This is a genomic window from Paenibacillus thalictri (assembly GCF_004307995.1).
GTDB lineage: Bacteria > Bacillota > Bacilli > Paenibacillales > NBRC-103111 > Paenibacillus_AF > Paenibacillus_AF thalictri.
The window spans coordinates 25,329-45,940 of sequence record NZ_SIRE01000005.1; the positions used below are offsets into that span (position 1 = coordinate 25,329).

Genomic DNA, 20,612 nt, shown 5'->3' on the forward strand with positions numbered 1-20,612 from the left:
GCCTTATACGATGGGCAAGAGCTCAATTTTCGGAAACAAAGAAAACCGGCTGTTCTTGAAAATTTTGTCCTATTTCTTATCTTTGTTGGTTCCGATTGTTATCATCGGAATATCGACCAATATGTACTCTGTACATATTATGAAAAAAGACTTTAACGAGCGGATTACAACCAATTTGCAAAATGCCGTTAATTCGGTAGACACCAATATGGAAGCCGCGCAAGAGACAAGCCTCGATTTTTTTAACGACGACATGGTCCGCATGCTGTTTATGCCGAAAGCTCAGCAGAGCCTGGAGATTAAAACGGAGATATGGCGGCTGCCCAAAATTATTCAGCGCAACGAAAATGTCGTCAGTCATTTTACCGATCGGATGTTCGCATATATCGACGATCAGGAAGTGTATGTGAGCGGCGGCGTCAACCGGTTCGATTCCTTCTTCGGCAGCATGTATCGTTATGACAAATACGACACGGCTTATTGGGCCAAAAAGCTGACTTCCGACAAATACATCGAGCTGCTGCCCGTCGCGACCATCAAGCAGGAGGGCATCCACGAAAAGCAGGTGATCCCGATAGTCATTAAGGACCGCGTGCAAAATCATACGGCCATCATGGTGCTGAACATCGCCGTTGACGCGATTGAGAAAACGCTGAAAGGCAATACGGTGTTTGACTCCACCGGATTTGCCGTCATCGACGGGTACGGCGAAGCGCTTTACGATCCGGCCGGTTATTTGCAGGATGCGGTTTTCACTCAGCAGCTCAAGCTTCAAGAGGAAGGCGCCGCGGCTACGGACGAGCTGAAGCTGAACGGGACCAAATACGAGGTGTCGCGGGCGCAATCGAGCTTATACGGCTGGAAATATTATTCGTTTACGCCGGCAAGCGAGTTTAACAAACATACGTTCAGTATCCTGCAGATGACGCTGCTGCTTTGTCTCGTGCTGATGGTGATGGGCGTTGCTTTTTCATTTATATTCAGCTTCCGTATTTACAGCCCGATCCGCAATATCCGCAATATCGTTGCGGACAAAAGCGACATGTGGAGCGGCGACAACGTAGCGGCCAAGCCGGCCAACGAGTTTGAGCAGATTCAGCAAGGCATCCGGCGGCTGACCGACCACCATATGGAATATAAAATGAAATACGATAAGCATACCAACGAATACGTGCAGTCCTCCTTCCTGTTTTTGCTGAAGGGCCATACGTTAAACCAAGAGGAGATTTTAAGAGAAACGCTGAAGGCGGAATTTGGTTTTGATCGGGCGGGTTTTGTATGCTGCACCGTATTTTTTGATCTGAAAGAGGCGTTTTACCGCGATATTCAGGATACGGACCGGATGTACGTGATGAACGGGATCAAAAAAATCGTTTGGACGCTGCTTGGCGAGCAAGCTCCTTCTTACGTGCTGGAATACCGGCATAATCTGTTTGTCGGTATTGTCAACTTGGAGCGGCCGGAGGAAACGGAGCTGCTGTATCAGGCGTTCCAGAAGCTACTTGGCTTGTTCCAGTTCGACATTCATATGTATTACGATATGACGATTGGCATAGGCACGTTTTATACCGGAGTTAACGAGATCGGCGCTTCTTACAACGAAGCGATGACTGCTGTCGAAAAGCGGAACAAAGAGGAGCGCTTCCAGATTGTCGATTCCAAGCAGCTGCTGATCGAAAACCGCTTTGTTTACTCTTTTTCCGAGGAGCAAAAAATATTAAATCACTTGAAACTGGGAGACGCAGCCGGGCTGCAGGCCATCATCGACGATATTGTGGCGGCCAACTTGCAGCGCAGTATCTCGTACGAATATTTGCTGCTGCTGTTCAAAGAGCTGTATATGACCGGGACCCGCTTTTTGGCCGAAAGGGGCGTCGATGCGCGGCACTTGGAATTCGGCGACTCACTTAGCCTGTTGGCGGATACAAGCCGTGTCAATTCGTTCATCGGGACTAAGGAGCTGCTGGCGGAAACGCAAGCCTTTTACCGTAAAATCATCGAAACAACCAGGCCGGACAACGCCCCGAAAGCGGGCAGCTTAGTATCGACGATCGAAAAATACATTCAGGAAAATTACACGCGCGACTTGGGGCTTGAACAAATCGCCGCCGAGATGGGTGTTTCCGATAAATACGTGTCGCGGGTATTTAAGGATAAGACCGGCGTCAATTTAACGGATTACATCAATCAATTGCGATTGGAGAAAGCAAAGGAACTGCTGGCGCAAACCGATATGCGGGTGAACGATATAGCCGAACAAATCGGGATTCACAGCCGGACGACGTTTTTGCGCGTATTCAAAAAAATGGAGGGCGTCTCGCCCAACGACTACCGCTCCATCCATCGAAAAATGGGACAGCCCCCGCCAACGGCATAAGCGACGCCTTCATCAACCATAGACCAGCTGGTCTATGGTTTTTTTGCGTGGTTTGTGCGACAAATGCACGGTGTGCGAAATGTGAATCATCGCCCGTAGTGTGCGAAATCTGCATCAAACGTCGGGTATTGGAGCTTTTCAGACGATTGTCCGTCTGCGTATACTTGCAGCATCGGTAAGCGGTTAAGGGTGTGATAACCCGTCGCTTTCAACTGTCACAAGCAAGGCATATTTAGGGAGGAGATCACAATCGCACATCAAGAGGTCGGACGGACGGTTTCCGTCGGGCGGAGCAAGATGAACCATCCGGCTATCCGCGGCATCAAAAGAAGCAAATATTTATACATCATTTTGTTTCTTCCGTTTATGTATTATTTGCTCTTTCATTATTGGCCCATGTACGGAATCATCATCGCGTTTAAAGATTACAACATCGTCAAAGGTATCACGGGCAGTCCTTGGGTCGGGTTCCAGCATTTTGAGAAGTTTCTGAAAGACCCGTATTTCTGGAAGCTGATCCGCAATACGCTGCTCATTAACGTGTACGGGTTATTCTGGGCGTTCCCGGCTCCGATCATACTCGCGTTAATGCTGAACGAGCTGAGGCACGAACGGTTCAAAAAGATTGTGCAAAGCGTCAGCTACCTGCCGCACTTTATCTCTACGGTTGTGGTCGCCGGCATGATCGTCAACTTCCTGTCGTCGGACGGGCTGATCAATCAGGTCGTACAGTGGTTCGGCCATGAGCCGATCAAATTCCTGATGCTGCCCGAATGGTTCCGAACCGTATTTATCTCTTCGGATATATGGCAGGGTGTAGGCTGGGGTTCGATCATTTATTTGGCCGCGCTTACCGGCGTTGATGTCGAACTGTATGACGCCGCCAAAATAGACGGCGCCAACCGCTGGCAGCAATTGCTCAGCATTACGCTGCCGAGCATCGCCCCGACGATCTCGATTATGCTGATCCTGAATTTGGGCCGGCTGATGTCGGTAGGTTTCGAGAAAATTATATTGCTGTACAACGGTTCTACGTATGAAACGGCGGACGTCATATCGACCTTCGTATACCGCCGGGGTCTGCTTGGGGCGGATTTCAGCTATGCCACAGCGGTAGAGCTGTTCCAAGCGCTGGTTGGCCTGGTGCTGCTGTACACCGCTAACAAAACGTCAAAAAAAATCAGTCAAACCAGTTTATGGTAGAGGCAAGGTGGTGAAAAACGAATGAACACACATAAAACACTGGGCTCCAGGCTGTTCGACGGCATCAACATATTGCTGCTGGTGGTGCTTGTATTTATAACGGTGTATCCGATCTACTACATTTTTATCGTCTCGATTAGCGACGGCAGCGCGATCAACCGCGGGCTTGTCAAATTTTTTCCGCACGACATGACGCTTGCCGCTTATATGATCATTTTGAAAAATAAAGATATTTGGCACTCGTACGCCAACACGCTGCTGTATACGTCGCTGGGCACAACGATCAATGTCATTTTATCGGCGATGTGCGCGTTTTCCTTGTCGCGCAAAGATTTGTACGGCCGCAACGTGTTCATCTTTATGATTGTGTTTACGATGTTCCTGAGCGGCGGCTTGATTCCTACGTATCTGGTTGTGCAAAAGCTGGGGCTGATTAATACGGTCTGGGCGATCGTGCTGCCCTCGGCGATCAATACATTCAACATGATCATTATGAAAACATTTTTTGAAGGCATTCCGATTTCCCTGCAGGAGTCGGCGTTTCTCGACGGCGCTAACGATATTCAAATATTGACGCGTATCATTCTGCCGCTGTCCATGCCGATCATCGCCACGATGATTTTGTTCTACGCAGTGCAGCATTGGAACAGCTTTTTCCCGGCGCTGCTGTATCTGAACAACAAGGACATGTATCCGGTTCAGGTGCTGCTGCGAAACATCGTCATTGCCGGCGAATTCGCCGACCAGCAGGGGGAAATCGGCAACGTAGGCTCCGGGTTTCGGGTCGTAGCGGCCAACTATAAGTATGCGGTAATTATTATCACCATCATTCCGATTCTCGTGGTTTACCCCTACCTGCAAAAATATTTTGCCAAAGGGGTTATGATAGGCGCGCTGAAAGGCTAGGCGTCACGCATTTATTATTTGGGGAGGCAAAGATATGTCATCAAAATGGTCAAAACGGCTTACAGTTTCGGTAACGGGGGTACTGCTGGCAGGGAGTTTGGCCGCTTGCTCGAGCGGCCAGGAAGCGTCTACAACCGGTGGCAGCGGAACGGCGCAAGGCGGAGCGTCCGGCGCGCCGGCTAACAGCCAAGCGGCGTCGGGCACGAAAATTTCCGATAAGGAGCGGACGGTAAGAGTTGTTTTTGCGGAAAATCCGAACCAGCCGATCAAAAACAATTCCATCATCCAGCAGGAAATTTTGAAGCAAACAAACATGAAGCTGGAATATGAAGCGATTCCGACCAGCAATTACACGGATAAGAAAAAAACGCTGATCGCCACAAACAATCTTCCCGATATTATCCAGCTGGATAAGCAGGATTTAAACGACTTCGGCTCCACCGGCGTATTCCTGCCGCTGCTGGATTACATGAAAAAAGGGCTTATGCCGAATTTCAAAAAGTTCTGGGACGCTAACCCGGATATGGTGAAGATGACGGTGGACGGAGAGCTGTACGCGTTCCCGGCAATTGCCCGCAACGAAGCGAAAAACGGCTTCGGGCCGGTCATCCGTACCGACTTGCTGAAGAAACATCAGCTCGCGGAACCGAAAACGTTCGACGAATTGCTGACCGTGCTGGCCAAACTTAAAGAACTTTACCCGGATTCGAAGCCTTGGTCGATCCGCAACGGCACGCAGCAACTGCTGGCAACTAGCGCTTATATGCTTGGAAGCGGATTCAACAAAGGGAATCCGATGTATTTCGATAAAGATGTCGAAGGCGGGAAATACGTGTTTGGCCCGGCGTCGCCTGCATTTAAAAACGTGCTGTCTTATTTTAACAAAGCGTACAAGATGGGTGTATTGGATACGGATTACGCGACTTCCACCCAGCAGCAATGGACTGAAAAGCTGACGAGCGGCAAATCGTTTTTCTTCCTCGACAACAGCGGATTCGGCCTAAACAATACGCGTGATTTGCGCAAATCGCAGCAGGATGCAACCTTCCAGGTGCTGCCGATTCCGGAGTATGCTCCAGGTAAAGCGCGCGCCAATTTCTATGCGACGGTGTTCACCGGCAAAACGTTTGCGATCAGCGCCAAAGCCAAAGATCCGGAGCAGCTGATCAAGCTGCTGGACTGGATGTATTCGGAGCCGGCCTCCAACCTGATGAACTTTGGTATCGAAGGCACCAACTACACATTGGATGAGAAAGGCCAGCCGAAATTCAAAGAAGATTACGTAGCCAAGTTCAAAACGTCGACACCGACGCCGTATTACGCGCTTTATTCGGACCTCGGCTGCTGTCAGCTCAGCTTCACGCCGTATTACACCAACACGATGACGCAGTTCCAAGTGGAGAAAATGACCGGCAACTGGGACGCGCTAAACGACGAATACTGGAAAATCGTCGGCAGCGACAAGGCGTACGTGGAGCCGGTGATGGATCCTCCGCTGAACAAGCAGGAAGCGGCGCGCGTACGGGAGCTAAACGTGACGTTAAACACGATGCTTGACCAGGAATACGACAAGTTTATTATGGGCGTCAAAAAAATCGACGAATACGACGCCGTCATCAAAAAAGCGCGCGAAATGGGCGCAACCGAGCTGGAGAAAATATATAACGACGCTTTAGCCAGATTGAAGAAATAATGGGATAGATGGTGCGGTATTCCGCTGCGGCTCACGTAAGCGAGATGCCGCACCATGTCATTCAAATCACCGAAGAGAGGGACAATGCAATGAAACTGAAGGAATCTACCAGAGAATATTTATTTGAAGACGAGCGCCCGTTTAACAACTGCCATGCTTCCACCATCGTCGCATTGCCAAACGGGGATCTGCTTGTCGCTTATTTTGCAGGATCGAAGGAAGGTAATGCGGATGTGGCGATATGGTGCTCCAAACGTGTGAACGGCCAGTGGTCGAAGCCTTATCTGGTCGCCGACGAAGAGGGGCTTGTTCATTGGAATCCCGTATTATTCCGTAAGGACAACGGGCAAATCGTACTCCATTACAAAGTGGGGACACCGATTCCCGTATGGTATACGCGAGTCACGGTATCCGACGATGAGGGCGCAACCTGGAGCTCACCCGTCGATCTTGTTCCAGGGGATGCGGGCGGCAGAGGACCGGTGAAAAACAAGCTGATTCAGCTGCAGGATGGAACTTGGGTAGCTCCGGCCTCTCTCGAAGGTGAGGTTTGGGACTCCTTTGCCGACTTGTCTTACGATCAAGGGGAAACTTGGACGCCTAGCGCCACTATTCCGGTGCACCGCGGACCGGAGGCGGCCGAAGCCAAATACCGGCTGCACGGCAAAGGCATTATTCAGCCGACGGTGTGGGAATCGCAGCCGGGGCATGTGCATATGCTGATGCGCAGCACAGGCGGATTTATTTACCGCAGTGATTCGGCCGATTCCGGAAAAACGTGGTGTCCGGCTTACCGGACGAATTTGCCGAACAATAACAGCGGCATCGATCTTGCCAGAATGGACGACGGTACGCTGGTGTTGGCTTACAATCCGATCGGCATGTATCGCGGTCCCCGCATGCCGCTGCTACTCAGCGCTTCGCAGGACAACGGCGAAACATGGGAAGAGCTGAAGGCGCTGGAAGGCGAATATATCTCTTATACGCTGCCGCTGGAATACGGCGAATATTCTTATCCCGCCGTTATTGCCGACGGCGACCGCATTTATGTAACTTACACCTGGAGACGGGAAAGAATCGTATGTTGGAGTATGGAACTGGAAAAAATGATGGTTTGAGGTGAAATTCGACATGTCCAAGGCAGAGCAGTTAAGAAAACAGTTCGACAATCCGTCTTCCGCTTACCGTTCCCTTCCTTTTTGGTCGTGGAACGATAAGTTGGATCTTCAGGAATTGGCGCGCCAAGTGGAAGATATGAAAGAACAAGGGATGGGCGGATTTTTCATGCACTCCCGCGAAGGGCTGGAGACGCCTTATCTCGGGCCCGAATGGATGGACGCCGTGAAGGTGTCCGTCGAACGGGCGGAGCAGCTTGGACTCAAGGCATGGCTCTACGACGAGGACCGCTGGCCGTCCGGTTCGGCAGGAGGCGGTGTGCCGGCACAAGGAGATGAATACCGCTCCAAAGGTTTGACGATGGAAGTATCGGCGGACGGTTGTGTTGTCCGCGAAGATCCTAGCGTCGTTGCGGTGTACAGGGCGGTCATTAACGGTATGGAGATGAGCCGCTGCGAGCGTCTGGATATGCAAGCATCGCCGCTGGAGCTGGCACAAGACGAAGTGCTGCTTATCATGAGGGTTGAGGTTTCGCAGCCTGCTGAATGGTTTAACGACGAAACGCCGCCGGACAGCCTGAATGCGGACACGGTGCGCCGCTTTATCGACGCCACGTACGAAGTATACAAGCAGCGGCATGGCGATCAGTTCGGCCGTGCGATCGCCGGGATTTTTACCGACGAACCCAGCGTGCATGACCGGCATTGCAAATTTACCGCAGGCCGCGGCTGGGTTCCGTGGACGTATTCGTTTCCCGCCTATTTTCTGGAGAAGCGGGGATACGATGTGTTGGATGTGATCCCATACGTATATTTCAACGGGGATCTGTCGACGTCGGCGCGCCACGATTATTGGCGCACCGTGTCGGATCAATTTTGCGAGTCTTATACGAAGCAGCTTGGAGACTGGTGCGAAGCGAATAAGCTCGCTTTTACCGGGCATTATTTATGGGAGAGCGCTTTGGGCGTAGCGACCCGCGTCGGCGGATCGATCATGCCGCATTACCGATACCAGCATGTGCCGGGTATTGATATGCTCTGTGAGCAGACCGACGAATATATGACGGTAAAACAATGCACGAGCGTAGCGAATCAGTACGGCAGACCTTATGTGCTGACAGAGACTTACGGCTGCGCCGGGTGGGAATTTACATTTGAAGGGCAGAAGTGGATCGGTGACTGGCAGTATGTGCTCGGCGTCAATCTCCGCTCGCAGCATTTGATGCAATATTCGATTAAAGGCTGCCGGAAGCGGGATTATCCGCCTTTCTTTAATTACCAAGCGAGCTGGTGGAAATATAACCGGATCGTCGAAGATTATTTTGCGAGAATCGGCGCGGTGATGACCGAAGGCCGTCCGGTCAGAGATATTCTGGTGCTGCATCCGGCGTCGACCGCTTGGTCCATGCTGGGCACAAGTCCTTATGGCTTTACTGCGCGCGGGAAAGACAGGGATATCGCGGCCGTCGACCAATACGGCTATGAATTTAACGATTTGCTGCGGGTGCTGCTTGGCGTCCATTACGATTTTGATTTGGGCGATGAGACGATTATGGCGGAAACGGGTTCCGTTCGCGACGGAAAGCTGTGGATTAATTTGGCCGCATACAAGCTGGTTGTGCTGCCGCCCATACGCACGATGCTGCAGAGCACTCACGATTTGCTCTTAGGTTTCCTGAATGCCGGAGGAAAAGTCATTGCAATCGCTCCGATAGCTGCAATGATCGAGGGCAAGGAGAGCGGCGGCGCTGCGCAGTTATACGACCATCCGGGGATGATCGTAGTGGGCAGCAGGGAGGAGCTTATCCGCAGCATTGAGGCCACCCAGCAGCGTGCAGTCAGCATTCGCACGCCGTTTGCAGCGGAGGATCAACAACTGCTGTATTTGTTCAAAGAGGCGGAAAACCACTATTCATTATTTGTCGTGAACAACGACCGCAAGCAAACACATGAGGTCAGTCTCTCTATCGCGTGTCAAGGACTCGTTGAGGAATGGGACGCTTTGACGGGAGACATTACGACGGTGGAGGCACAAAGCAGAAACGGGCGGCTGCAGTTTCAGGCGAAATTCGGTCCGGCCGGTTCCAAATTGTATGTGATTCATAAAGGGAGTGCAGCGGATCATGCGTTTGCGGCAGCCAAGCCGCAGCAAGCGCTGGCTGTGATTACCGGCGATGAGCTGGAGCACGCCTTCCCGCCGTTGTTCCGGTTTACGAGAACGAACCCGAATGTGCTTACGCTCGATACATGCCAGTACCGGATAGGGGAAGCGGATTGGTCCGCAGAGCTGGAAATATGGCGCGCGCAGCAGCAAGTTCGTGAAACGCTGGGCATGAGGCAAGTTTTTTATAACGGCATTACGCAGCGATACAAGTGGATTCACGACGAGCACCCGAACAACGGAACACCTGTCAGCTTGAAGCTGAAATTCCATGTGACGGAAGTGCCGGCAGCAGGCATACGTCTTGTCATCGAAGGCGCTCAGCAATTCCTAATCCGGCTGAATGGCCATCCGCTTTCAAATAAGGCGGAAGGATGGTATGTTGACCGTTCGATGGACTGTGTGCCGCTCAGCGGCGTGCTGACCGGCGAAAACGAATTGGAGCTGGTGTGCGCCTATACGTTGGCGATGGAAATTGAAGATTGTTTCCTCATAGGCGATTTTGGCGTCGATTTGCAGCGCAGTATCGTAAAGGAGCCGGAGACGCTGCGATTCGGCGATTGGTGCATGCAAGGGTATTTCCACTACAATGGCAGTATCGTTTATCATGCGGACTATCACTATCAGCCTGAAGCGGGAAAAAAGCTGCTGCTACAGCTTGGCGATTATTCCGCCGTAACGATCGAGGTGCGGGTTAACGGAGAGACGGCAGGCCATGTTCCTTGGAAAGCGGCCGATGGGGTGAATCTGACACCATGGCTGAAAGAAGGGGCCAACCGGCTGGACATTGAAGTGATGGGCAGCCCGCGCAATATGTTCGGCCCGTTCCACAATGCGGAAGGGCATACGCCTACAACGGACTGGAGCTCATTCCGGACGACAGATCAATCATATACGCCGGAATATCTGCTCCAGCCATACGGCCTGTTCGGGCAAATGAAGCTGGTTAGCAGAAAAAGACAGAGTTGACTTCAAGTCGGCCACTGAAAAAGCAGCGAAGTGAGCGAAATTATTGTGGAGAAGCGCCAGCGTTCGCTTTTGTCTTCGAATTTCACCCGCCTTAAGCGGGTTTAATCCAAGAAATTCGCAGACAATTGGCGATCGGAGGAATAATTCGCTCATGCAGCGTTCAATTTTTCAGTGGCTCCGGCTTCATGTCGGCTCTGTTTTTTTGCTTTGATCCGCTATCTGATCGGCTCACTTACCTTCATGTAACTAAAGCACCTCTACTAAACTTCTTCCGCAACCAGGCTTTTTCCCCTATGATGGAGGAGAATATGCGGAGAAGGAGGGCTGCGGATGCAGCAAACAAAAGTTATCTTATGCCGTACGGGCGACTATAATCCGGGCCGGGAGCTTGTACAAGCTTTGGAGCGGGAGTTTCCGGAAGTCCACTTTATTGATCTGCCCAAAGGGGAGTTTGAGCAGCGCAAGGAAGAAGTCAAAGATGCGCAAGTATTTGTCGGTTGGCCGGACGAAAATCAGTTAAACGCGCTGCCGGAGCTTCGCTGGATTCAGCTGCCCAGCGCAGGAGCCAATGGATATACGCAGCGGTCGGCTTTGGCCGAGCACGTAATAGTGACGAATTCAAGCGGCGTATTTGGCGTGGCCGGCGCAGAACATGCCATTGCGCTGATGCTCGCTTTCACAAGGCAGCTGCATGTCCATTATGACCAGCAGCGGCGGAAAATATGGAAGCGCAATCCTTATTGCCTGGAGGTCCAGGATTCGACGGTTGGTATCATCGGGCTGGGGGATATCGGCGGAGGCATAGCGCAGCGGGCCAAAGGTCTCGGCGCGAGAGTCATCGCGGTAAAGCGTACGGTGACGGCGTGTCCGCCTTTTGTCGATAGACTGTACGCTTTGGAAGATGTCGACAGCCTGCTGGCCGAGGCTGATTTTTTAGTGCTGGCGCTGCCATTGACGGCGGAGACGCAAGGTTTTCTGAACGCCGAGCGGATCGGCCGGATCAAAAAAGGCGCCGTGCTCATTAACGTCGGCAGGGGACCAACCGTCGATGAAAGCGCTTTGATCCGCGCGCTGCAAAATGGCGATATATCCGGTGCCGGGCTTGATGTGACCGATGTAGAGCCGCTGCCGCAGATCAGCCCGCTTTGGGAGCTGCCGAATGTGCTGATCACTTCTCATTCCGTCGGCGTTACCCCGCGTAAGGAAGAGCGCCGGGTCAGCATCTTGCGGCAAAATCTGCGCCGCTTTTTGTCCGGGGAAGAGATGATGAATCGGGTGGACCGAACGGCGGGATATTAAGCGCCGACAACGACAATATGACAGCAGTCTAAAGAAAGGTGGCAGACATGACCATACCAATCTCCTATTCGGAACATTCGACGCAAATCGGATTGGCCGTTCAAAAGTTAAAACAAGCGTTAAACGATCATACTGCAGGAGGTACGCCGGCTGAAGCTGCCGGAATCGTTATCGTAGCAGGCAACGCCGAGCTGGCATCACATAGTCTCACCTTGGACGGCTCCGTTGAACCGGAGGGTTATGAAATTCGCCGCTCGGATGAAGGCGGGACGCAAGTGCTGTATATTCTCGCCGCCGATGAAACCGGTGCGATGTACGGCGCTTTTGAGGTGGCTGAGCAGCTGCGGAGAGGGCGAGCTTTCACTGAGATTGCGGAAGGCGTCATCAATGCCAGATTCCCGTTCCGCGCCTTGAAGTTTAACCTGCCTTGGTCCAGCTACCGGATGAACGAATGTTTTGATCTGCAGCGGGAAACGGTAAAAGATTTGGCCTTTTGGCGTAAGTTTCTGGACATGATGGCGGAAAACCGCTACAACGCGCTGACGTTGTGGAATCTTCACCCGTTCCCGTATATGTTCAGAACGGCGGGTTTCCCTAAGGCGACTCCATTTACGGATGAAGAGTTGGCCGAGTGGAAAACGTATTGGACCGCTTTGTTCCGGATGGCGAAGGAGCGGGGGATCGAAACGTATTTGGTCGATTGGAACATTTTTGTATCGGAGTCGTTCCGCGAGCATTACGATGCCAATGCGATCAGCGACGAGTCCTTTTTCCACTACGGCGATTCGTATTCGACCGAGCAAATTAAGCAATATACCCGCGAATGCGTCACCCAATTGATCCGCGAATATCCGGATTTGACCGGGCTGGGCATTTCTTTGGGCGAGCGGATGAACGATATGACACCGCAGGACCGGCAGCAATGGATCGAAGACGTGTATTACGAAGGACTGAAGCAGGCGGGAAGGACGGTCAAATTCATTCACCGTGCGCCGTTTTCCGTCGATCCGCTAATTACGCGGACGTCCATCGAAACAAACGGCTTTTTGCCGGAGCCGGTGTGGGTGGAAGTGAAGTTCAACTGGTCCCATGCGTATTCTTCGCCGAAGCTGCTAATGACGCACGGAGGATCAAACGGCATGGAAGGCTACTGGAATCCGGCGCCGCAAAACTACAAGATCACCTGGATGGTGCGCAATGAGGACTTTTTCACGCTTCGCTGGGCCCAGCCCGATTTTATCCGCGCCCATATCGCCGAGAACGGTCAAGATTACGTAGGCGGTTATTATGTCGGTTCGGAATGTTTTATCCCCGGTGCAGATTACTCGCATATTCCGGACAGCCCGCATATTCATTGGACGTACGCATTTGAGAAGCACTGGCTGTATTACATGTTGTGGGGAAGACTGCTGTATGATCCGTCGACGCCGGACGCCGTTTTTGCCGATGCGCTCACCCGGAGGTTCGGACCCTCTGCGGGACAGCCGCTGCTAGAAGCTTACTCCCACGTATGCAAAATGCCGATGGCGCTAGGGTCGTTTTATTCGTTTACATGGGACTTTACGTTGTATGCGGAAGGGTTTCTGGCTACCGACCAGTCCGAATACAACGGGGGTAAAGCGTTTATTTCGCTGGAGGATCTGCTGAACGGCAAGACGTTGGACCCGTCTTTCTTGTCGCTTCGCCACTATGTCGAGCGGCTGCTGAGCGAGCAACCGGTCCAAGATTACGTCACGCCGCTGCAGCTGGCCGATCAGTTGGAGGCGGATGCAAGCCGCGGTTTGGCGGCATTGTCCGTGGTCTCGGGGGAGTCACCTGCGTTATGCTGCGAGAAAGCGGATATCGAGGCATGGGCGTACCTATCGCTTTATTTTGCGGCTAAGCTGCGCGCCGGAGTGAACTGCGAGCTGTTTGCCAGAACCGGAGACGAAGCGGAGCGGAGCAAAGCGCTGACGTGGTTGTCCGAGCCGCATGCCGCCAAGCATTGGGACGATTTGATCCGGGTAACCAAAGCCCATTATAAGGAGCAGCCGCTGATGCATCTGGGCAAAACACCGTTTACATGGGAGCTGTTTCGTCAACAAGTGTGGGAAGATATCGCTTTTGTCGAAGCGCTGCAGGCTCCAGGAAAATGACTACGCATAAAAGCGTTCATCCAGCATTGACCATCTGATGAAGTTAATGCTAATATTGTTGTAACTATATCATTGAACAAGGTTCATTATAATGAACTTATGAAAAACAATGAAACCGGTAGCTTCCATGCAACCGGTTTTCTATTTTCCATTCTGGGGATGCGCAGGTGATGGAGATGATGAAAGTAATTTTGGTGGAAGACGAAGATATTGTCAGGGAAGACATCCGGCGGCTAATCGATTGGGAGCGTCAAGGATTCGTCATTGCGGCGGAAGCGAGAAACGGCGGCGAAGGGCTGGCCTTGTTCCATGAGATCAACCCGGATATTGTGATTACGGATATCAAGATGCCGGTTATGGGCGGATTGGACATGGTTAAGGAGATGATCAAAAAGCAGCCCGACACCAAGTTTATTTTGCTGACGGCCTACGGGGACTTCGATTTTGCCCGGGAAGCGATTAAGCTGGGTATCGGCAGTTATGTGTTGAAGCATGAACTGGACGGCTCGCTGCTGCTTGAAGAGTTGAATAAACTGAAACAACGGCTTCATGAGGAGAAAAGTACGGGACATCTTGCGCGGATGGGTTTGCTTCGAATGCGACTGAAGCGTAACCCCGGCTTGGAATCGGCCGAGGACATCGGGCAGCCGGGTCACATTTTTCGCTGGGAAGGGAAAACGGGGGTGTTTGTGTTTGGCTTGGACGATGAGGCGGGAATGGACAAACGCGAACTGATGGAGTGCATTCATACCCGTGTCCTTGCGGATACCGCAGGAGAGCTGGTGGATCTCAGCGATCATATGTATGTGATGTTTATTCGGGTTTCCGAGCAGTCCAGCGAACGGAAAACGTACGAGATGACTAATGAATTCGCTTCGCGTATGCAAAGCCAAATCGCCAAAACATTCGGCCGGACGGCCACCGTTGCGATAGGGCCGGTGTTTCATCACTTCCGCGAGCTGGAGGCAAGTTTTCAAAAAACAAAGGAGCTGTTCTCTTTGCGGGTGTTCAGCAAGGAAGGAAGTATCTTAACGGCAATACAGCTGCCGCAAGCCGTCACCATACCGCCTGCTTTTGTCACCGGAGCATTAAGCGAACTGCGTGAACGCTTGGCGCATCGTCAATATGACCAAGCTAAGGCTCAATTGCAGCAGCTCTTCACGCGGGACCTCGTTTTGGCGCAAAATGTTTCGATGCTGCGTAATGTCGTTATGGAGCTGATTCGAATGTTTCATGAGCGCGACATATCGAATCTGAATCCGGCCGTCATAGAATCGCTGGAACAGCTGCCAGACGTTCACCAATCGCTGAACGTTTACCGTTTGGCAGAGCGGTTCAAGCGACTTGTGGAATTGCTCGAGGAGCAACTTAATGCCAAATACAGCAAAAAAATAAGAGAGCTGCTGCAGTATATCCATGAAAATTATCAAGGCGATATTACGTTGAATCAGGCTGCGGACCGGCTTGGCTTCAGCATCATTTATACGAGCCAGCTGTTTAAGAAGGAGGTGGGGGTGCCGTTTGTCGCCTACATAACCCGGTACCGGATCGAGAAAGCGAAAGCGCTTCTGGAAACCGGCAAATATAAGGTGTACGAGGTCAGCGAAATGGTCGGCTACCAAACCGTTCCTTATTTCTGCAAAACGTTTAAGCGATTGACCGGCAAAAATCCGGGCGACTTGAATTACTGAAAGGAGGAAGGCGGGAACGATGTCCAGAGCGCTGAGACCGGTCAGAATCAAAGCCAAAATTACGGCTGTCGCTTTTTTTGCCATATTGCTGTCTGTCGGATTAAGCAGCTTTTCGATTTATTTGTATGTCAATCCGATTTTGAGCAGGCAAATCGTCCGGGACAATCAAGCGATCGTACTGAAAATATCCCAGCAAACCGCTTATTTGATGGAGGATGTAGTCAATTATGCCAAAGGTATTGTCATCAACGATCAGGTTCAGACAACGCTGAAAAAAATGAAAGGCATGTCGGGATACGATTATTACGATTACAACTTGCGGCTGGAAACAATTTTAAAAGAGTACAGCATGTTGAGGGATAACGTCATTATCGATATGTTTGTCGTGGACAGCCGCAATAAAGCGCTGGAAATCAACGAATTGTACGGCAGCACGTTATATGAGGATTGGTACGACGAATTTCGGTACAATGCCGGGGTTAACGGTTTTTCCAAGCAGCACGTCGTATCGAACCGGGCCAACACCTCCCAGTTTAACGTCGTCACTTACGTGATGAATATTTATGATAAACAAAATCCGGACACGTATTTGGGCAAGCTGCTCATCCATTTGAAATACGATGTCGTTGTTCAGCCGATGCTAATTGATCCGTCTATAGGCATCCGCATTGTCAGCTTCGATAAACACAATCATCTGGTGTATCCGGACAATTGGACGGAAGCAAAAGACTTCAGACGGCCCGCGAACAATAGCGGCAGCCCGGCGGACGATGTCATGTTAAATGAAGGCCGGTATTACATCAGGGAACCCATTCCCCCCGCTCATTGGGAGCTGATCGGTGTCGTATCGACGGATAAAATCAACGCCAGCATGAAGTACATCAACTACGTGTTGTTTTCGATTACGCTCATTTGTTTTTTGATCATGTCGATGCTGATTTACCCGGTCGTATCCAACGTGACCAAACCGCTGGTGAAGCTGATTCGCGGGATGAGGCAGGTGTCCAAGGGGGAACTCGATACCCGGATTGTCGTAAAAAGCGGCGATGAAATCGAGGAAGTATCGCAGGTCTTTAACAAAATGGTCGGCGATATCAAGTCGCTGCTTGAAGAATCGGTGCGGATGGAACAGCAGAAACGCGAGCTGGAGCTGAAAGCGTTTATGTACCAGATCAACCCGCATTTTATTTACAATACGCTCAATTGCGTCATCTATTTGGCGCGAAGAATCGACGCCGCCGACATTGCTGCGTTAACGAAGGCGTTTATCTCGTTTCTGCAAAGGACGATTAAAAACCGTCCCGAAATGGTCTCCTCCATCGAAGAGGAAATCCAGTATATCGACGATTATACGATGATCCTCAAATACAGGTACGACGACCGCGTGGAAGTGCTATGGGAGGTCGAGGAAACGTGCAAGGCGTATGCGATTCCCCGCATGATTTTGTATCCGTTGGTGGAAAACAGCATCTTTCACGGCATTCTTCCATCGTCGCAGAAGGGCTGGATCCGCATTCGCATCACGGAGCAGACGGGCAAGCTGAACGTCAGCGTGACCGATAACGGCGTGGGGATTGAGGCGCAGAAGCTGGAGAAGCTGCAGCGGGACATGGCATCGCCGTCCATCAACGAGGATCTCGACCATATCGGCATCCATAACGTCAACAATCGGCTGAAGCTGCTGTTTGGCCAAACCGCCGTGCTGCAGATCGACAGCAAGGAACAGGAGGGCACCAGCATCTTTTTCCACATTCCCCGGGAAACGAAGATTTCCTAAAGCAACGATAAAAAGTATAACATTTCATAATTTTGCTACATATATTATGAAATTCGTCCTTGCTATATTTAGATTGTTACATTGCCGCATGATCAGAAAAAAGGAGGACGAATCATGAAGAAGATGTTGTTCAAAAGATTGCCGGCTATTCTTCTCACGGCGCTGTTAAGCTCGGGGCTTGCTGCCTGCAGCAGCGATAACCAGCCGGCCGCCAAAACGGAAGGCGGCAGTCAAGCCGCTACGGCGCAAGGGGGAACCGCAGCCAAAAAGAAAGACATTAACATTTGGATGTGGGACAAGTCGGAATCGCGCATGAAAATGATCGAAGAGTTTACGAAGCTGCATCCCGAATATAACGTGGTGCTGACTGCCGTAGAAAGCAAGGACATGACGCAGAAATTGCAGACAGCGCTTGCATCCGGTGCGGATCTGCCGGATATCGCTTGGCTGGAGCAAACGTATCGCGGCAAGCTGCTGTCGCTTGACATTTGGGAGGATATCTCGAAAGCGCCGTACAGCCTGGACAAATCCCAAGTGCTAGATTATTTGATTCCGCTGGAAACGACGGAATCGGGCGTCTATGTCGGACCGGAAGCGCCGTCCGTAGCGGGGATGGCTTACAAACGTCCGCTGACCAAGCAGTATTTCGGCACGGACGACCCACAGGAGCTGCAAAAAATATTTACCGATTGGGATACGTTTATCAAAAAAGGAATCGAAGTTAAGCAGAAATCAAATGGAAGCGTATACATGTTCCCGAGTCTTGGCGACGCCTTCCAATTTCTGAAAGGGCAAAGCAGCACGCCGTTTGTGCAGGGCAATACGCTGAACCTGAAGCAAGGCATGGGGCCGATTCTGGAGAAGCTGCTGGAAATGAAAAAAGCCGGCATTATCGATGTGCTCGATTACAACTCGCCTGCGGCCAACGCAACGTTTGCCGACAATACGCATATTTTCTACCCATGCGCCAACTGGTCCGTGGAGTTTACGGTGAAGCCCAACGATAAAAACGGCTCCGGCCGTTGGGGTTTTATGGTGCCTCCGGGCGGTCCGTTCCCATGGGGCGGAACGGTGCAAGGCGTGCCGAAAAAAGCGAAAAACAAAGAAGGCGCGGTCGAGTTCATCAAGTTTTTCTTCCTGACGGAACGAGGTTCGGAGCTGGCGCGCGACGTCAAAGGGAACTTCTCCCCGTTTAAGCCGATTTATAATAAGTCCGATTTTTACTCGGCGAAAGACGCCTTTTTTGGCGGTCAAGACGTGCTGAAGGCAATTGCCCAAGACATCTTCCCGAAAATCAAATCGGTCCGTTTGCCCAGCAAATACGATCAAGATATCGACGATACGATCAATATTGCGATCAAAACGATCAACGGCTCAAGCGACGGCAACGTAAGCGTCGACCAATTGATCAAGAAGATGGAAGACGATCTGAAGAACAAGCAGCCTGATCTGAAAACAAGCTGATTTTAGAGCAACGCGGAAACAGGGAAGTTTGAACTCCGGCAACGGCGAGCCCCCTGTTTCTTTCACATTAACGGGGTTTGAAGGTGAGACTATTGCAGCGGGTTGGGAAAAAAGCGACTCCTTATTTGATGATTTCTCCGTATTTTTTGCTGTATGCGGCATTTGGTTTGTTTCCGATTTTGTTTTCGCTGTATATCAGCTTTACGAAGTGGGACGGCATCGGCACGATGTCCTGGATCGGGCTGAAAAATTACGTTCGCGTGTTTACGGGCGACAAGTTGTTTTATGAGTCGTTGTACAACACGATGCTGATTATCGTCGTTACGATTCCGCTGGAAATTATATTGGGACTCTTACTGGCGACGTTTTTGAAAGATTTTTTCAAGAGATCGAGAAATGTGCTGCAGTTGATCAACTTTCTGCCGTATATTACGACGCCGGTTGCGGTCGGCATCATCTTTCAAATATTGTTTGACTGGAAAAACGGCTCCGTCAACGCCTTGTTAATAAAGATAGGCTTCGAGTCGGTCTATTGGCTGGGAATTCCTTGGGCGGCCCGTGTTGTCGTCATTGTGATGCAGACGTGGACGGTGTTCGGTTACAAGATGGTGTTGTTTTTGTCGGGATTGTCGACCATCCCGGATGAGCTGTACGAATCGGCCAAAATTGACGGAGCTAGGTGGAAAGACGCGTTCTGGCATATTACGATTCCGATGCTGCGGCCGATTCTCGTATTTGTCGTAACGACAAGCATTATCACCGGCTTCCGATTGTTCGATGAACCTCAGTTGCTGTTCCAATCTGCGTCGCAGCCGATCGGCGGTCCGGATCATGCCGCACTTACCGTCGTGATGAGATATTACGATGTCGCGTTCCGCAATTTCGATTTTGGTTACGGGGCGGCCATCGCTTACAGCTTGTTTATCGTTATCTCGATTTTTTCGTTTCTGTCCATTCGCATCATGAACCGCGGGGAGAGTGAGTCATCATGAAGACGTATATCACCAAGCTGCCGGTGTATCTATTCGTGGCGGTGCTGTCTTTGTTCGCCCTCATCCCATTTTATACGATGATCATTATGGGCACTTACGTCAGCGAAGATTTATATACCGGGCTCAAGCTGCTGCCGGGACATTATTTCATCGAAAATTTCAAAACCGTCATGTCGCAAAATTTCCTGCATTTTTACGGCAACAGCCTGCTGGTGTCCGTCGTAAATACGACGTTGGCGGTGCTGGTCAGCGCGTTAACCGGGTTTGCTTTTGCCAAATATCAATTTAAAGGGAAAAAGCTGCTGTATTATTTCGTGATCGCCACGCTGATGATTCCGCCGCAGCTTGGGCTGATCGGGTTTGTTGTGGAGATGCGCTGGCTCGGGCTGGTCAATACGCTGTATCCGCTGATCCTCGGCGGTTTGGCCAACGCTTTTGGCGTATTTTGGATGACGCAATATATATCCAGCGCCGTGCCAAACGAAATTATCGAAAGCGGGCGGCTGGACGGCTGCTCCGAGATGGGTATTTTTATCAGAATCGTTTTTCCGGTCATCCGTCCTGCTTTTATTACGTTGTTTATGCTGTTTTTCCTATGGTCGTGGAACAATTATTTGACCCCGCTTGTCATTATCAACAAAGAAAAGCTGTACACGATCCCTCTGGCGATATCGCTGATCAGCAGCGAATACCGGACGGATTATGCGGCGCGTATTCTGGCGCTGACGTTGTCGACGCTGCCGATTTTGATCCTGTTCGCCGCCGGCTCCAAACATTTGATCCGCGGTTTGGTCGGAGGAAGTATTAAAGGATAATTGTGAAGTGTTGTG

At 51.1% G+C, this 20,612-nt stretch carries 13 protein-coding genes; all 13 read left to right on the top strand.

All coding sequences use genetic code 11. The features are described from left to right. Positions 1-10: 10 nt before the first annotated feature. The 13 genes from EYB31_RS06695 (at position 11) to EYB31_RS06755 (ending at position 20,597) form a co-directional block, all read left to right on the top strand. Positions 11-2,377: a helix-turn-helix domain-containing protein gene (locus EYB31_RS06695; RefSeq protein ID WP_131012525.1), complete on the top strand. Its 2,367-nt coding sequence runs from the start codon at positions 11-13 to the stop codon at positions 2,375-2,377. A gap of 297 nt (positions 2,378-2,674) precedes the next feature. Then, a complete protein-coding gene (locus EYB31_RS06700) occupies positions 2,675-3,580 on the top strand; it encodes an ABC transporter permease (RefSeq protein ID WP_131012526.1) in 906 nt (301 codons plus the stop codon). A 21-nt stretch (positions 3,581-3,601) separates the two neighbouring features. Further along, positions 3,602-4,486 carry a carbohydrate ABC transporter permease gene (locus EYB31_RS06705; RefSeq protein ID WP_131012527.1) on the top strand — a complete coding sequence of 295 codons (885 nt, stop codon included), beginning with the start codon at positions 3,602-3,604 and terminating at the stop codon, positions 4,484-4,486. Positions 4,487-4,520: 34 nt separating this feature from the next. Continuing rightward, positions 4,521-6,179, top strand: a complete 1,659-nt coding sequence (locus EYB31_RS06710) for an extracellular solute-binding protein (protein WP_131012528.1) — start codon at positions 4,521-4,523, stop codon at positions 6,177-6,179. 8 nt (positions 6,180-6,187) lie between these two features. Continuing rightward, positions 6,188-7,297, top strand: coding sequence for a sialidase family protein (locus EYB31_RS06715; RefSeq protein ID WP_240762150.1), 1,110 nt, complete (start codon positions 6,188-6,190; stop codon positions 7,295-7,297). A 13-nt stretch (positions 7,298-7,310) separates the two neighbouring features. After that, positions 7,311-10,424 carry a glycosyl hydrolase gene (locus EYB31_RS06720; RefSeq protein ID WP_131012529.1) on the top strand — a complete coding sequence of 1,038 codons (3,114 nt, stop codon included), beginning with the start codon at positions 7,311-7,313 and terminating at the stop codon, positions 10,422-10,424. Between the two features lie 330 nt (positions 10,425-10,754). Then, positions 10,755-11,723 (top strand): D-2-hydroxyacid dehydrogenase, encoded by a 969-nt coding sequence (locus tag EYB31_RS06725; RefSeq protein ID WP_131012530.1) that lies wholly within the window; start codon positions 10,755-10,757, stop codon positions 11,721-11,723. Between the two features lie 47 nt (positions 11,724-11,770). Next, positions 11,771-13,858, top strand: coding sequence for a hypothetical protein (locus tag EYB31_RS06730; RefSeq protein WP_131012531.1), 2,088 nt, complete (start codon positions 11,771-11,773; stop codon positions 13,856-13,858). A 176-nt stretch (positions 13,859-14,034) separates the two neighbouring features. Then, positions 14,035-15,549, top strand: a complete 1,515-nt coding sequence (locus tag EYB31_RS06735; protein WP_165452268.1) for a response regulator — start codon at positions 14,035-14,037, stop codon at positions 15,547-15,549. A 19-nt stretch (positions 15,550-15,568) separates the two neighbouring features. Continuing rightward, complete coding sequence (locus tag EYB31_RS06740; RefSeq protein ID WP_131012533.1) at positions 15,569-17,326, top strand: sensor histidine kinase; 1,758 nt, start codon at positions 15,569-15,571, stop codon at positions 17,324-17,326. A 114-nt stretch (positions 17,327-17,440) separates the two neighbouring features. Then, positions 17,441-18,790 carry an ABC transporter substrate-binding protein gene (locus EYB31_RS06745; protein WP_131012534.1) on the top strand — a complete coding sequence of 450 codons (1,350 nt, stop codon included), beginning with the start codon at positions 17,441-17,443 and terminating at the stop codon, positions 18,788-18,790. Between the two features lie 83 nt (positions 18,791-18,873). Further along, positions 18,874-19,782, top strand: a complete 909-nt coding sequence (locus EYB31_RS06750) for a carbohydrate ABC transporter permease (protein ID WP_206105439.1) — start codon at positions 18,874-18,876, stop codon at positions 19,780-19,782. After that, the gene (locus tag EYB31_RS06755) at positions 19,779-20,597 is read left to right on the top strand and encodes a carbohydrate ABC transporter permease (protein ID WP_131012535.1); all 819 of its coding nucleotides are present in this window, start codon (positions 19,779-19,781) and stop codon (positions 20,595-20,597) included. The genes EYB31_RS06750 and EYB31_RS06755 overlap by 4 nt, the downstream gene beginning before the upstream one ends. Positions 20,598-20,612: the final 15 nt, after the last annotated feature.